The sequence below is a fragment of the Halomonas beimenensis genome, assembly GCF_002549795.1.
GTDB lineage: Bacteria > Pseudomonadota > Gammaproteobacteria > Pseudomonadales > Halomonadaceae > Halomonas > Halomonas beimenensis.
The window spans coordinates 3,362,347-3,377,308 of record NZ_CP021435.1 but is presented as its reverse complement, the minus strand read 5'-3'; the positions used below and the strand labels follow the sequence as shown (position 1 = coordinate 3,377,308).

Annotated in this window: 12 protein-coding genes; 9 read left to right on the top strand and 3 right to left on the bottom strand. The window is 68.9% G+C overall.

The genetic code is table 11. The annotated features are described in order from the left end of the window. Nucleotides 1-222: 222 nt before the first annotated feature. Nucleotides 223-2,457, bottom strand: coding sequence for a primosomal protein N' (locus BEI_RS15665; protein WP_227644502.1), 2,235 nt, complete (start codon nucleotides 2,455-2,457; stop codon nucleotides 223-225). A 143-nt stretch (nucleotides 2,458-2,600) separates the two neighbouring features. Between BEI_RS15665 and rpmE the strand changes: the two genes are divergently transcribed. After that, the gene (rpmE, locus tag BEI_RS15660) at nucleotides 2,601-2,813 is read left to right on the top strand and encodes a 50S ribosomal protein L31 (RefSeq protein ID WP_097790395.1); all 213 of its coding nucleotides are present in this window, start codon (nucleotides 2,601-2,603) and stop codon (nucleotides 2,811-2,813) included. 259 nt (nucleotides 2,814-3,072) lie between these two features. Beyond that, on the top strand, nucleotides 3,073-4,344 hold the full coding sequence (locus BEI_RS15655) for a malic enzyme-like NAD(P)-binding protein (protein WP_097790394.1): 1,272 nt from the start codon (nucleotides 3,073-3,075) through the stop codon (nucleotides 4,342-4,344). 67 nt (nucleotides 4,345-4,411) lie between these two features. Here the strand turns inward: BEI_RS15655 and BEI_RS15650 are convergent, their stop codons facing one another. Both BEI_RS15650 and BEI_RS15645 read right to left on the bottom strand, forming a co-directional pair. Further along, complete coding sequence (locus BEI_RS15650) at nucleotides 4,412-5,164, bottom strand: DUF481 domain-containing protein (protein WP_097790393.1); 753 nt, start codon at nucleotides 5,162-5,164, stop codon at nucleotides 4,412-4,414. A gap of 93 nt (nucleotides 5,165-5,257) precedes the next feature. Continuing rightward, a complete protein-coding gene (locus tag BEI_RS15645; RefSeq protein WP_097790392.1) occupies nucleotides 5,258-7,783 on the bottom strand; it encodes a penicillin-binding protein 1A in 2,526 nt (841 codons plus the stop codon). Nucleotides 7,784-8,043: 260 nt separating this feature from the next. Here BEI_RS15645 and BEI_RS15640 point away from each other — a divergent pair, with 260 nt between their 5' ends. The 7 genes from BEI_RS15640 to aroB all read left to right on the top strand — a co-directional run bounded on the left by BEI_RS15640 (nucleotide 8,044) and on the right by aroB (nucleotide 14,548). Then, nucleotides 8,044-9,105 (top strand): pilus assembly protein PilM, encoded by a 1,062-nt coding sequence (locus tag BEI_RS15640; RefSeq protein WP_097790391.1) that lies wholly within the window; start codon nucleotides 8,044-8,046, stop codon nucleotides 9,103-9,105. Then, entirely contained in the window at nucleotides 9,102-9,662 is a 561-nt protein-coding gene (locus BEI_RS15635; RefSeq protein ID WP_097790390.1) for a PilN domain-containing protein, read from the top strand. Before BEI_RS15640 ends, BEI_RS15635 begins: the two co-directional genes overlap by 4 nt. Next, nucleotides 9,659-10,291, top strand: coding sequence for a type IV pilus inner membrane component PilO (locus BEI_RS15630; RefSeq protein WP_097790389.1), 633 nt, complete (start codon nucleotides 9,659-9,661; stop codon nucleotides 10,289-10,291). The genes BEI_RS15635 and BEI_RS15630 overlap by 4 nt, the downstream gene beginning before the upstream one ends. Next, nucleotides 10,288-10,812, top strand: coding sequence for a pilus assembly protein PilP (locus BEI_RS15625; RefSeq protein ID WP_097790388.1), 525 nt, complete (start codon nucleotides 10,288-10,290; stop codon nucleotides 10,810-10,812). Before BEI_RS15630 ends, BEI_RS15625 begins: the two co-directional genes overlap by 4 nt. A gap of 71 nt (nucleotides 10,813-10,883) precedes the next feature. After that, nucleotides 10,884-12,896: a type IV pilus secretin PilQ gene (locus tag BEI_RS15620; RefSeq protein ID WP_097790387.1), complete on the top strand. Its 2,013-nt coding sequence runs from the start codon at nucleotides 10,884-10,886 to the stop codon at nucleotides 12,894-12,896. After that, on the top strand, nucleotides 12,896-13,438 hold the full coding sequence (gene aroK, locus BEI_RS15615) for a shikimate kinase AroK (protein ID WP_097790386.1): 543 nt from the start codon (nucleotides 12,896-12,898) through the stop codon (nucleotides 13,436-13,438). Before BEI_RS15620 ends, aroK begins: the two co-directional genes overlap by 1 nt. Before the next feature lie 3 nt (nucleotides 13,439-13,441). Next, the gene (gene aroB / locus BEI_RS15610) at nucleotides 13,442-14,548 is read left to right on the top strand and encodes a 3-dehydroquinate synthase (RefSeq protein ID WP_097790385.1); all 1,107 of its coding nucleotides are present in this window, start codon (nucleotides 13,442-13,444) and stop codon (nucleotides 14,546-14,548) included. Nucleotides 14,549-14,962: the final 414 nt, after the last annotated feature.

Genomic DNA, 14,962 nt, shown 5'->3' with positions numbered 1-14,962 from the left:
CGGTGTCGTTCGCCCGTCGGCGGGCATTTGGGCGCATATTATCGACAATTGGGGGCGGGCTTTAAACCCTCGCCCGACTTCGTCGGGAGCTGGACGATCGTCCGCTGCGCGGACGTAAGCTTGAAGCTGGAAGAAACCCCTTGACCCAGGCTGTGGCGACTTCTTGCTGCCTTCCAGCTTCCAGCTTCCAGCTTCCAGCTTCCAGCTTCCAGCTTCCAGCTTTCAGCTCAGCGTCTGCGGGTCGATATCCAGCGACCAGCGCACCCGCCGCGCCGCGGGCTCGGCCTCCAGCCAGGCAACCAGCCAGGCGCCGGCTTCGTGGAGCCGGCTGCGGCGCTCGGCGGTGAGCATGACCTGCAGGTGGTAACGGTTCTGGCGACGTTCCATGGGGGCGGGGACCGGCCCCAGGCAGTCCACCTCCAGGCGACGCCGGTCGAGATGGGCGCGCAGGGCCTCGGCGGCCCGGGCGCCGAGCTCGTTGACGGCTGCTTCCTTCGGGCTCTCGAGTCGCAGCAGGGCCAGGAAGCGGAAGGGCGGCAGGGCCGCGGCGCGACGCTCCTCCAACAGCCGCTCGGCCAGGGCGTCGTAGCCTCGAGCCGCCAGCAGCCGCAGGTTGGGATCGTCGGCGTGCATGGTCTGGACCAGCACCCGGCCGGGGTGGGCGGCGCGGCCGGCCCGGCCGGCCACCTGTTCGAGCAGCTGGGCACTGTGCTCCAGGGCGCGGAAGTCGCTGGAATAGAGGCCGGCATCGGCGTTGACCACCACGACCAGGGTCACATGGGGCAGGTGATGGCCCTTGGCCAGCATCTGGGTGCCTACCAGCAGGCAGGGTTCGCCTCGCCGCACCTCGGTCAGGGCCTGCTCCAGGGCATCCCGGCGCCGGGTGCTGTCGCGGTCGATGCGGTGGACGGGGATGTCGGGGAATCGTTCGGCCAGGGTCTCCTCGGTGCGCTCGGTGCCGCTGCCCAGGGGACGCAGGTCGGCGCTGCCGCAGTCGGGGCAGGCGTCGGGCAGGGCGCGGCGCCGGTCGCAGTGATGGCAGGCCAGCAGCGGCGGTTGCCGGTGCAGGGTCAGGCGCGCGTCGCAATGGTCGCATTCGGCCAGCCAGCCGCAGGCATGGCAGCTCAGGGTGGGGGCGAACCCCCGGCGGTTGATGAACACCAGTACCTGGTGGCCGGCGGCCAGGGTCGACTCGATGGCGTCGAGTACCGGCGGGATCAGGCCGCCCCGTCGGGGGCGGCCACGCAGGTCCACCAGTTCCAGGCGCGCCGGGGCGTGGCGGCTGGCGCGCCGGGTCAGGCGCAGGTGCTGGTAGTCGCCGGCCAGGGCGCGCTGGAGGGTCTCGAGCGAGGGCGTGGCGCTGCCGAGGACCAGCGGGATGCCGTGGCGATGGGCGCGGGCCACGGCCAGGTCCCGGGCGTGATAGCGCAGCCCCTCCTGCTGCTTGAAGGAGCCGTCATGCTCCTCGTCGACGATGATCGCGCCGGGGTGTGACAGGGGCGTGAAGATGGCCGACCGGGTGCCGATGACGATGGGCGCGCGGCCGCTGGCGGCGGCTTCCCAGGCATCCAGTCGCTCGTGATCGGTGAGCCCGGAGTGCAGCGCCACCACCGGCACCCGGAACCGGCTGCGGAAGCGGGCCAGGGTCTGGGGCGTCAGGCCGATCTCCGGCACCAGGACCAGCGCCTGCCGGCCCCGCGCCACCACCGCCTCGATCAACTGGAGGTAGACCTCGGTCTTGCCGCTGCCGGTGACCCCGTGCAGCAGGCAGGGATGGTAGGCATCCAGGCGCTCGTGGAGCACGGCCAGGGCGCTGGCCTGCTCGCGATTCAGGGGCAGGGCCGGCTCGGCCAGCAGGGACGCGGAAGGCGAAGGGGAGGCGGTGCGGGGCTCCTCGCGGCGCGCGACCAGGCCCTTGCGTTCCAGCGCCAGGAGCTGCTCGCGCCCGAAGGACTGGGCCAGGATGGCCTGGGTCACCAGGCCATGGGGATGCTGGCGCAGCATGGCCAGCAGCGCGGCCTGGCGCGGGGCCTTGGCCAGGCTCGGAACGGGATCCCCCTGGCCGTCGGCGGTGACCTGCCAGCGCTCGCGGGTCCGGGCTTCCAGGGCGCGCCCCTGGCGCAGCAGGGCCGGCATCGCCTGGTGCAGGGTATCGCCCGGCGCATGCTGGTAGTAGCGCGCGGTGAAGCGACACAGCCAAAGCCAGTCATCGGGGAGCGGCCTCTCGTCGAGGCAGGCCTCGACGGGCTTGAGGTCCGTCAGGGCCAGGTCGCTGGTGTCGCGGCATTCCAGGATCACCCCCACCACCCGGCGCCGCCCGAAGGGCACCCGGACCCGCAATCCCGGTTGCCAGCCGCACGCCGGAGGCGGGCCGCCGGGGCGGTAGTCGAAGAGGCGGCGCAGCGGCGAGGGCACGGCGACGCTCAGCACGGCGGGCGCCTGGGGGGAATCGGGCAATTGGCCTCCGGGGACGGCTCTGCTAGAATGCACGGCCGCCGCGTCACCCTGGGTGGGCGGCGCCCGGTTTGAACGTTCAGACAACCCGTATGCGGTGCCTGGCACGGGATCAGGTGGCGGCATACAGCGCAACGAGGCTCAAGATGAAACAAGGTATCCACCCGAATTACAAGACGGTCAGTGCGACCTGCTCCTGCGGCGCCACCTTCGAGGTCGGCTCCACCTCCGAGCAGGACCTGTACCTGGACGTCTGCTCCCAGTGCCACCCCTTCTACACCGGCAAGCAGAAGCAAGCGACCACCGGTGGTCGCGTGGAGCGCTTCAACAAGCGCTTCGGTGCCGCACTCAAGCGTTGAGATCCGCGCCGGCCATCGGCGCCTTCATCGCGAGACAGGAACCCGCCCCCAGTGGCGGGTTCTTTTTGTCTATGCTCAAGGGTGAAACGCCACGATAAGGAATCCTTTATGGCTGTGGGCGTCGCCATAAGTTGTGGCAAATATCGCTGATCGTCGGGAAACGTTGGCGAAGCTGCAGGCAATCGACCAAAGTTGAAAAATGGAATTTTTTTCTATAGCCTGGGCTTCCTACCACACCACTCTAGACCGGATCCTGAGCATGACAGACGCGAAGAGACAGGCGGCACTGGACTATCACGCGAACCCCATCCCCGGGAAGCTGTCGGTGGAGCTGACCAAGCCCACCGCCACGGCCCGGGACCTCGCCCTGGCCTACAGCCCGGGAGTGGCCGAGCCGGTTCGCGAGATCGCCCGTGACCCGGAGAACGCCTATCTCTATACCGGCAAGGGCAACCTGGTCGCGGTCATCTCCGACGGCAGTGCCATCCTGGGACTGGGCAATCTCGGAGCCCTGGCCAGCAAGCCGGTCATGGAAGGCAAGGGCGTCCTGTTCAAGTGCTTCGCCGGCATCAATTCCGTCGACCTGGAGGTCAATGCCGAGAGCCCCCAGGCCTTCATCGACACCGTGGCCCGCATCGCCGACACCTGGGGCGGCATCAACCTCGAGGACATCAAGGCGCCGGAATGCTTCGAGATCGAGCGCGCCCTGGTCGAGCAGTGCAACATCCCCGTCTTCCATGACGATCAGCACGGGACCGCCATCGTCACCGCCGCGGGCATGCTCAATGCCCTGGACGTGGCCGGGAAGTCCCTCGAGAGCGCCAGGATCGTCTGCCTGGGCGCCGGCGCGGCGGCCATCGCCTGCATGAAGCTGCTGGTCTCCTGCGGCGCCAGGGCCGAGAACATCGTGATGCTGGACCGCAAGGGCGTGATCCACAGCGGACGCGAGGATCTCAACCAGTACAAGGCGATGTTCGCGGTCGACACCGACAAGCGCACCCTGGACGATGCCATCGACGGCGCCGACGTCTTCGTCGGCCTCTCCGGCCCTGGCCTGATGACCGCCGACCATATCCGCAAGATGGCCGACAATCCGGTCGTCTTCGCCTGCACGAACCCGGATCCCGAGATCGATCCCGATCTGGCACGGGAGACGCGACCGGACGTCATCATGGCCACCGGTCGCTCCGACTACCCCAACCAGGTCAACAACGTCCTGGGCTTCCCCTTCATCTTCCGTGGCGCCCTGGACGTGCGCGCCACCCGGATCAACGAGGAGATGAAGGTCGCGGCGGTGCATGCCCTCAAGGATCTGGCCCGCGAGCCCGTCCCGCAGGCGGTCCTCGAGGCCTACGACAAGGCGAGCATGACCTTCGGGCGCGACTACATCATTCCGACCCCGGTGGACGTGCGGCTGCTGGAGCGGGTGTCCTCGGCGGTGGCCCAGGCGGCGGTGGACTCCGGCGTGGCGCGGAAGCCCTATCCGTCCCACTATCCGCTGAAGACGGTGGATGAGGTCTACGGCGGCTGATTGCCTGCAGCGAGCCTTCCCCCGACACGACGACGCCGGCCCGAGGGTCGGCGTCGTCGCGTTCGAGCTACCAGTCGTAGAGCAGCGAGACCCCGGTGGTGTGGTCCGTCAGGGCCGCGGCGTCCGCCGGCGGGCGGGAGTTGTGCTCGATCTCGTGGGAGATCCTGAGGGCCAGGTGGTCATTGAGGTGCGCGCTCAGGGCGCTCAGGGTGCGCGCCGTGAGGTTGGCATCGGTCTGCTCGAGCGACAATTCCTGGGTGACGGTCGCGTTCTCGGCCAGGGAGCCACGATAGTCCAGTGCCGCGTACAGCACGCCCAGGCGTCGATCGGCCCCCGCGCCTACGCTGTCGTGGCGATAGCCCGGTCCCGCCTCCAGCGCCAGTCGGTGGGGGGCGGCGTCCAGCAGGCGGCGACCGTAGCCGGCGATGGCCGCCAGCTGGTAGTCATAGCCGCCGAAGCGATCCTTGTCCCACCGGGCGAAGCCGAACAGGTAGTGGGGGCCCTCGATGTCATGGCGCTCGCGCAGGGCGAGCCGGTAGCGCTCGCTGCTGGTCTCCCCGTCGCGCGTCACCTGGCGGGCCTGGCCGCTGAGGCTGTGGACGAGGTCGCCGCTCAGCCAGGTCAGCCGGCCCTTGGCCAGCAGGGTCTGGCTGTCGGTATTGCCGGTCAGGCGGGTGAAGCCCAGCTCGGCCTCCCCGCTCCAGTCGGGGGTATCGGCCTGTGGTGCCGGCGGGGCATAGAAGGGGGTCGCCTGGGCGACGTCCAGCATGACCACGAGGCCGAGCCAGAGGGCATGCGTCGGCAGTGAGCTGGAGGGCATGGGGTGGCGCTTCCGGGCATTCGGGGATGACAGGGTGAGGGAGTCGAGCCCGAGGCGAGGCGACCCACCGGTCGCCTCGCCGGGCCGGTGGAATCAGAAGATGGCTTCGTAGGTGGCGGTGCCCTGGGAGCCGCTCTCCTGCTCCACGGCCTGGTCGACGCGCCGCGGCTGGTAGCCGGGCAGGTGATCGGCGCGGAACAGTTCCTCGATGCCGCCGGGCTGATCGTCGTGGAGCAGCCGGCCGGTGTCGGGGTCGACGCGACGCACCACGATCTCCTGGGGGCGCTCGGGCAGCCGCTCGGGGCGGCCGGCCAGGGCGCGACCCATGAAGTCGACCCAGATCGGCAGGGCGGCCTGGGAGCCATATTCGGCGGTGGGGGTGTTGTCGTCCTTGCCGACCCAGACGGTGGCCGCCAGGTCGGTATTGAAGCCGGCGAACCAGGCATCCCGCTGGTCGTTGGTGGTGCCGGTCTTGCCCACGATGTCCGAACGCTCGAGGCTCAGGGCGCGACGGGCGGTGCCCCGCTCGACCACGTCACGCAGCATGTCGCGCAGCAGGTAGACCGCCGCCGGGTCGGCGACCCGGGGGGCGACCCGGTAGGTCTCGCCGTCACGCTCCACGCGCTGTTGGTCGGGGGCGCATTCGCGACAGGCCACCAGGGGATCGGCTTCCTCGATCACCGTCTGATCCTCGCCGCGGGTCACCCGCTCGATCAGCCAGGGCTCCACCGCGAACCCGCCGTTGGCCAGGACGGCATAGCCACGGGTCATTTCCAGCGGGGTCAGGCTGGTGCTGCCCAGCGCCAGCGACAGGCCGTGGGGCAGGCGCTCGGCGTCGAAGCCGAACTCCTCCAGGAAGCCGATGGTGCGCTCCAGGCCCAGGGTCTGCAGCAGGCGGATGGTGACCAGGTTGCGGGAGCGGGCCAGGGCCACGCGCAACCGGGTCGGGCCGAGGAAATCGCCGCTGGAGTTGTTGGGGCGCCACAGCTCGTCGCTGCCATCCTGCATGACGACGGGCGCGTCGTTGATGATGCTGGCGGGATTCATCTCGCCGCTGTTGAGGGCCGCCAGGTAGACGAAGGGCTTGAAGATGGAGCCTGCCTGGCGGCGAGCCTGGGTGGCGCGGTTGAACTTGCTGGCGTTGAAGTCGAAGCCGGCCTGCAGCGCCAGGATGGCGCCGGTCTGGGGATCCATCACCACCAGCGAGCCCTGGGCTTCGGGCTGCTGCGACAACCGCCAGCTGCCGTCCTCCCGCTCGAGGATGCGCACCAGGTCGCCGGGGCTGGCGATCTCGGCCGCGGAAGAGGGGGCGGGGCCACGGCTGCGGGCGCTGCGATAGGGGCGCGCCCAGTCGAGGCCGTCCCAGGCCAGGGTGGCCACCTCCCCCTGGCGGGTCAGCACGCGCATCTCGCGGCCCTCGCTCTCCACCACGATCGCCGGCTGCAGCGGACCCAGGGCCGGCGTGCGTTCCAGCACCTGGAGCCAGTTGCTGACATCGCCCTCGATACCCTCCACCTCGGTCTGGCTGCGCTCGGCGGCGCGGCGGGCGGTGGCCATGACCTCGGGGGATTCGGCGAGCTCCTCCTCCAGCCCCTGGCGATCGGTCTGTGCCTGAGCCTCCGCCAGGCTGCGGGGAATCTCGCTCTGTTCCGGACCCCGCCAGCCATGACGGGTGTCGTAGGCGATCAGGCCCTTGGCGAGCGCCTGGCGCGCCAGCGGCTGAAGCTCGCTGTCCAGGGTGGTGGTGACGCGATAGCCGCCGGTGTAGGCGTCGTCGAAACGGTCGACGACGTACTGGCGCGCCATCTCGGCGACATAGTCGGCCGGGACCTCCGCCTGGGCGACGTGGCGACGGGCGGTGACCGGCGCCTGGACCGCCTCGTCGTAGGCGGCCTGGTCGATGAACCCCAGCTCGCGCATGCGAAACAGGATCCAGTTGCGACGGATCAGGGCGCGCTCCGCGTTGGCCAGCGGGTTGAAGGCGGAGGGGGCCTTGGGCAGGCCGGCGATCATCGCCTGCTGGGCGAGGGTCAGTTCCGACAGGGGGCGGTCGTAGTAGACCTCGGCGGCCGCGGCGATGCCATAGGCGCGATGGCCGAGGAAGATCTTGTTGACGTAGAGCTCGAGGATCTCTTCCTTGCTGAGGATCTGCTCCATCTGCAGCGCCAGCAGGATCTCGCGGATCTTGCGGGTGAAGGTCCGATCCAGGGTCAGCAGGTAGTTGCGCGCCACCTGCATGGTGATGGTGGAGCCCCCGGACTGGATGTCGCCCCCGCTGGCGATGAGCTCGACGGCCGCGCGGGCCAGGCCCTTGGGGTCGACGCCGTGATGATCGAAATAGCCCGCGTCCTCCGCCGCCAGGAGGGCCTGCACCATCTCCGGCGGGATCTCGTCGAACTCCACCGGCAGGCGCCGTTCCTCGCCGAACTCGCCGATCAGCTTGTCGTCCCGGGTGAAGATGCGCAGCGGAGTCTGCAGCTCGTAGTCCTGCAGCTGGCGAACGTCCGGCAGGCCGGGGGCGAAATAGAGGGCGGCCCCCACCACGGCCAGCACCGAGGCGGTCGTGAGCGAGATGAGCAGCCAGAAAGCCGAGAAGGTCAGGGTTCTTAAGAACTTCATGAAATGGCGGTATCCATGCTGGGAACGGAATCGATAGGGACGCGATACAGGGGGATGACGACGCGAGGGCCATTATAGGAAGCCGGTTGCGTGACCACCAGCGTTGACGCCTGGCGACACCGCTTCCGTGTGGGATTCGGCAATATCATGTAACCTCGAATTACAGGAACGGTACGAAGCGGCTGGTACCTTCGTCTGGAGCAGGGTCTGGGGCCATAACGAGCGGATTACCGCCAGGATCAGTCGGGGGCATGACCTAGATGGGATTCAGGGCATCCGGTAAGGGGCTTATCGGGATCGATATCACATCGGCCACCGTCAAGCTCATCGAACTCAAGCGGGCCGGCAGCGGCTATCAGGTCGAGAGCTATGCCGTGCGCCCGCTTCGCGAAGGCGCCGTGGTCGAGCGCCGTATCCGTGACATGGGCGAGGTCGTCGACGCCCTCAAACGCGCCGTGGATCATGCCAAGCCCTCGAGCCACCGGGTCTCGGTGGCGGTGCCGGCCAGTGCGGCGATCACCAAGACCTTGACGCTTCCCGCGTCGCTGGCCGACGACGAGATCGAGACCCGCATACAACTCGACTCCGACAAGCACATTCCCTTTCCGTTCAGCGAGGTGGCCTTCGATTTCCAGCGCCTGGGCCTCAACGCCCGCTACGGGGACCAGCAGGACGTGCTGCTGGTGGCCTGCCGCCAGCAGGACGTCGGCCAGCTGACCGAGGCGGTCAGGCAGGCGGGGCTGACGCCGGCCATGGTGGACGTGGAGACCTTCGCCATGGAGCGGGCCTATACCGAGCTGGCCTCCCAGCTGCCTCCCGCCGCCGGGCAGGAAGACTGCGTGGCACTGGTGGACATCGGGGCCAACATGAACGCCTTCCACGTCCTGCGCGACGGTCGCATCACCTACAGCCGCGATACCGTCTTCGGCGGGCGCGCCCTGACCGAGGAGATCCGCGACCGCTATGGGTTGAGCCTGGAGGAGGCGGGGCTGGCCAAGAAGCGCGGCGGGCTTCCCGAGGACTACCAGCGCAGCGTGCTCGAGCCCTTCCTGGATACCCTGGTGCAGCAGGTGGGGCGTTCGCTGCAGCTCTACTACACGGCGGGACGCAAGCACGAGGTGCGGCGCATGATCCTGGCCGGCGGTACCAGCGTGCTGCCCGGCCTGGCGGATCGTCTCGCCGAGGAGAGCGGGATGGAGGTGGTGATCGCCAACCCCTTCCGGCGCATGAAGGTGAATCCGCGGATCGACGTCCAGACCCTGGCCGGTGATGCCCCGGCCATGCTGACGGCCTGCGGCCTGGCGATGAGGGTGCGCTCATGACCATCGAGATCAACCTGCTGCCCTGGCGCGAGGAACAGCGGCAGCGGCGCAGCAAGCGGTTCTATGTCGCCCTGGCCCTGTCGGCGATGGTGGGGCTCGGCGGCGGCTATGCCATGACCTGGTACTACGACCAGCAGCTGCTGGCCCAGCAGGAGCGACATCAGCTGATCCGCGGCCGTATCGCCGAGCTGGACCGCGACATCCGGGCGGTCAGCCAGTACGAGGCGCAGATCGAGACGCTCAAGCGGCGCATCGAGGTGTTCCAGCGGCTGCAGGCCGAGCGTCCCCAGACCGTGCATGTCTTCAATGCGCTGGCGGCGAGTCTCGAGGACGGCGTCTACTACGCCAACCTCGCCCGCCAGGGCGATCGCCTGCGGCTGTCCGGGCTGGCCGAGGACAACCGGCGGGTCTCCGACCAGCTGCGTGCCCTGGAGGCATCGCCGGTGTTCGATGTGCCGGTGCTCTCCGAGGTGGAGTCCTCCAACGGCCAGCGCCGCTTCGACCTCAGCGTGGATCAGCACATGCCGGACGCGGAGAAGAAGGAGGTGGCGCCATGAACCTGTCCACCGAGCTGCGTCGCCTGCGTGACCTGGACTGGGGAGAGCTGGACATCAAGGAGTCCGGCGGCTGGCCCTTCCTGCTGCAGCTGATCTGCTGCGTGCTGGCCCTGGGGCTGACCTTCGCCGGCCTGTACTGGTACCTGGCGGCGCCCAAGGCCGAGGAGCTCGAGACCGCTCGACAGGAGGAGGCGCGGCTGTTGCGGGATTTCCGCAGCAAGGCGGCCCAGGCGGCCAACCTGCCGGCCCTGCGCGATCAGGTGGAAGAGCTGGATGGCCGGCTGGATGCCCTGGTCGCCATGCTGCCGAGCGGCCCCGAGATCCCGTCGCTGATCGACGACATCAGCCAGGCGGCCCTCGACAACCAGCTGTCCATCGACTTCATCCGGCTGCGCAGCCCCGTCAGCCAGGAGTTCTACGTGGAGCGGCCCTTCGATATCCGGGTCCGCGGCGATTACCACCGCATCGGCTCCTTCATCGCCGGTGTCGCCGATCTGCCACGCATCGTCACCCAGCACGACTTCGAGCTGAAGCCGGCAGGCGGTGGCCGGCTGGAGCTGTCGATGCTCGCCCGTACCTACAGCTATCGGCCGCCGGAGGCGTCGCCCGAGGAGGAGGGGTCGCAATGAGGAACTGGCTGCGTATCGGGGCCCTGCTGCCCCTGGCGCTGCTGCTCGGCGCCTGCCGCGACAACGATCTCGATAGCCTCGACCGCGAGCTGGCCGAGTTGCGGGCCGACCCGGGCGAACTGACGCTCGAGCCCTTGCCGCCGATGCCCGTCTACCGGTCGGTGGACTACCGCCATGCGGACCAGCGCAGTCCCTTCCAGGCCCGCCTGCCGGAGAGTCGGGAGCTGCCGGTGGGGGATACCGACCTGGCGCCGGATCAGACCCGGCCCAAGGAACCGCTCGAGGCCTACAACCTCGATCAGCTCGATCTGGTGGGTACCCTGACCGTGGGCGGTCAGCCCTCGGCCCTGATCAAGGCGCCGGACGGCAACGTGCATCGGTTGCGGGTGGGGGATCGCATGGGCACGGACTTCGGCCGGATCGTCGGCATCACCGAGGCCTCGGTGCAGCTGGTGGAGATCGTGCCCACCGGTCGCGGCGGATGGATCGAGCGCAGCACCCTGCTGTCGCTGGATGGCTAGACAATGACAACGCCGTGTCCCGTCGCCGAGGGGACATGGCTGTGCGAGGGGAGAAGGGAACCATGAAACCGATGATACGTGCTCTCGCGGGCCTTGCCATGCTGGTGATATCCACCTCCGTCCTGGCGGCCTCGACGCTGACCGATCTCGATTTCCGGCAGGGAAGCGGCGGCGAGCTGGAGGTGGACCTGGCCTTCGACGGGCCGGTTCCCGAGGTGCGCGGCTATCGCCTGGACGACCCGGCGCGCCTGACCATCGACCTGATGGACACGCGCAGCGCGCTGGAGCGTCGTCGCCAGGAGCTGGGCCTGGGCGGCGTGCAGCGGGTCACCGCCCTGGAAGCGGGGTCCCGGACGCGCCTGGTCTTCGATCTCGAGGGACCGCTGCCCTACGACACCGTCCAGCAGGGCGACCGGTTGCGCCTGTCCATCGGCGGCGGCGTCGCGTCGGCCCCGCCGAGCGCCCCGACCCGCCCCGAGAGCGCCTCGTCCCATGGCGCGCAGGCGAGCGTCACCGATATCGACTTCCGGCGCGGCGAGGGCGGCGCCGGACGCCTGGTGGTGAGCTTCGACCGGGCCGGCGTCGACGCCCGGGTCAGCGAGAGCGGGCGTTCGGACATCGTGGCCCGCCTGAGCGACGTGACCCTGCCGGCCTCGCTCAATCAGGTCTACGACGTCACCGACTTCGGCACGCCGATCCGGCGCATCACCCCCCGGGTCGGCCGAGACGGCGTGACCCTGGAGATCGAGGGGCAGGGGGACTTCGCCATGCTGTCCACCCAGAGCGGCCGACAGCTGACCGTTTCCGCGCAGCCGGTCACTCCCCAGGAGCGCGAGGAGCGGGTCCGCGAGCAGTTCCCCTACACCGGCGAGCGGATCACCCTGAACTTCCAGGACATCGAGGTTCGCTCGGTGCTGGCGATCATCGCCGATTTCACCGGCCTCAACCTGGTGGCCAGCGACAGCGTGACCGGCCGGGTGACCCTCAATCTCGAGGACGTGCCCTGGGACCAGGCCCTGGACCTGGTGCTGAAGAGCCATGGCCTGGCCAGCCGGCAGGAGGGCAACGTCATCGTGGTGGCCCCGGCGGCGGAGCTGGCCGAGCTCGAGCGCCAGGAACTCGAGGCCCAGGAACAGCTCGAGACCCTCGCCCCCCTGGAGACCGAGTACATCCAGGTGAAGTACGCCAAGGCCGATAGCCTGGCGACGCTGCTGCGCGGCGAGAGCGGCTTCGGCCTGCTCACCGAGCGCGGCCGGGTGGCCGTGGACCCGCGGACCAACACCCTGCTGGTGCAGGACACCGCCGAGCAGATCGATGCCATCCTCCGGACCCTGGAGCGGCTCGACGTGGCGGTCCGCCAGGTACAGATCGAGGCGCGCATCGTCATCGCCCGGGACAGTGCCACCCGGGAGCTGGGGGTCAACTGGGGGCTGTCGGGCGGTGGCAGCGACCGGCTCGACCTGGGGGGCGCCTCGACCGGGACGGCGGCCAATGGCGGTTTGACCGTGGATCTGGGGGACCAGCTGTCGCCCACCACCAACTTCGCCTTCGGCTATCTGTCGGGGGACGTGCTGCTCGACCTGGAGCTGCGCGCCCTGGAGAGCGAGGGCAAGAGCCAGACCATCTCCCAGCCGCGGGTGATCACCGCCAACCAGAGCACCGCGCTGATCAAGCAGGGCACCGAGATTCCCTACCAGGAGTCGACCTCCAGCGGCGCCACCAACATCGAGTTCAAGGAGGCCGTGCTGTCGCTGGAGGTCACGCCCCAGATCACCCCGGACAATCGCATCATCATGGACCTGGTGATCAACAACGACACCGTCGCCGATCAGACCTTCGGCGGGGCGCCCGCCATCGACACCAACGAGATCACCACCCAGGTGCTGGTGGACGACGGCGAGACGGTGGTGCTGGGCGGGATCCTGACCACCGAGCAGGTGCGCAGCCTGTTCAAGACGCCCTTCCTGGGAGACCTCCCGGTGCTGGGGAATCTCTTCCGCTATACCGAGGACACCAACGATAAGGTAGAGTTGCTGGTATTCATCACGCCCCGAATACTGGATGACAACCTGGCGATTCGCTGATGCCGGCACTACCCAACCTGATACTGATCGGCCCCATGGGGGCCGGGAAGAGCACCATCGGCCGCCTCCTGGCGGCCGAATTGTCGCGTGACTTCCTCGACAGCGACCACGAGATCGAGGATCGCTGCGGCGCCGATATTCCCTGGATCTTCGATGTCGAGGGCGAGGCGGGCTTCCGCGACCGCGAGACCCAGATGATCCGCGAGCTCTCCACCCGGGAGGGCGTGGTCATCGCCACCGGGGGCGGCGCCGTGCTGCGCGAGGAGAACCGCCGGATCCTGCGCGACAGCGGGACCGTGATCTACCTGTTCACCACCGTGGAGCAGCAGCTGCGGCGAACCGCCAAGGATCGCAACCGACCGCTGCTCCAGCGTGACGATCGCGAGCAGGTCCTCGAGCGGATGTTCGAGGAGCGAGACCCCCTCTACCGAGCCACCGCCGACCTCGTCGTGCGCACCGATCGTCGCGGTCCCAAGGCCGTGGTCAACGAGATCGTGCGTCGCGTGCAGCGACTGGTGGATCCCCTCCAATGCAAGGCCTGAACCATGACGCGACCCGATGATGTCCTGTGCACCCTGAAGGTGTCGCTGGGCGAGCGCAGCTACCCCATTCATATCGGTCCGGGGCTGCTGGGCGATGCCCGGTGGCTGGTGCCCCACCTGGCCGGGCGCCAGGTGATGGTGGTGACCAACGAGACGGTGGCGCCGCTTTACCTGGAGCGGCTCAAGGCCGCTCTGCCCGATGACCTGACGGTCCGCGAGCTGGTGCTGCCGGACGGCGAGGCGACCAAGACGCTGGAGAGCGTCGAGCGGATCTGGGATGCCCTGCTGGAGGCCGGTTTCAACCGCCGCTGCACCCTGGTGGGCCTCGGCGGCGGGGTGATCGGCGACATGGTGGGCTTCGCCGCCGCCTGCTACCAGCGGGGGGTGGCCTTCGTGCAGGTGCCGACCACCCTGCTGTCCCAGGTGGATTCCTCGGTGGGCGGCAAGACCGGGGTCAACCATCCCCGCGGCAAGAACATGATCGGCGCCTTCTGGCAGCCTCGTGCCGTGCTGATCGACACCGACACCCTGTCCACGCTGCCGTCCCGGGAGCTCTCCGCCGGCCTGGCCGAGGTGATCAAGTACGGCCTGATCCGGGACGAGGGCTTCCTCGCCTGGCTGGAGGCCCGCATGGCGGACCTGCGCGGGCTCGAGCCGGCCGCCCTGGCGCGGGCCATCGAGCGCAGCTGCAGCCTCAAGGCCGAGATCGTCGCCGAGGACGAGACCGAGCAGGGCGTGCGGGCGCTGCTCAACCTGGGGCATACCTTCGGCCATGCCATCGAGACGCATCAGGGCTATGGGCGCTGGCTGCACGGGGAGGCCGTGGGCACCGGCATGTTGATGGCCGCCGAGCTGTCGCGTCGCCTGGGCTGGCTCGACGAGGCGGACGTGGCGCGCACCCGGGCGACCCTGGAGGCCGCCGCCTTGCCCCTGGCGGCGCCGGCCGACATGACCGGCGAGGACTTCCTGGCCATCATGCGGCTGGACAAGAAGAACCTCGACGATCGACTGAGACTGATCCTGCTCGAGGGCCTGGGCAAGGCCTGCATCCATGACGAGACGCCCCCGGAGATCCTGTCGCGCCTGCTGGAGGATTTCCCCCGACGTTGATCCTCGCCCGATCATCGTGCCCGAAGCCGACGCCCGCTGCCCGCAGCGGGCGTCGTCGTTTGTCGCGGGCGTCGGCGTGTCCGCCCGTCGCGGGGGGGGGGGCGCGACGAGGGCAGGGAGTGTCAAGAATTCTGGAATTCGCATGCCATATGCAGCATCGGTATGGGGTGTAAGGGCGAGTTGCGACTAAAGTCTAGGCCGCGCTTGCTGGGCGGGCGCGGTAAGGAGGGGCTGTTGCAAGCCGTTGAGTTGTGGCGGTTTTTTTATTGAATGATTCGCCAAGTGGCGGATTTGGCAATGGTTTTTGGGGCGGTCTCGGGGGCGAGGCATTGCAGGAGCGGGGGGCGCTGGCTATTCTGTGAAACCTTTTGCCGCGCAGTCTCGATGCCTCGAAACGGGCATCGTGAAAAAAGA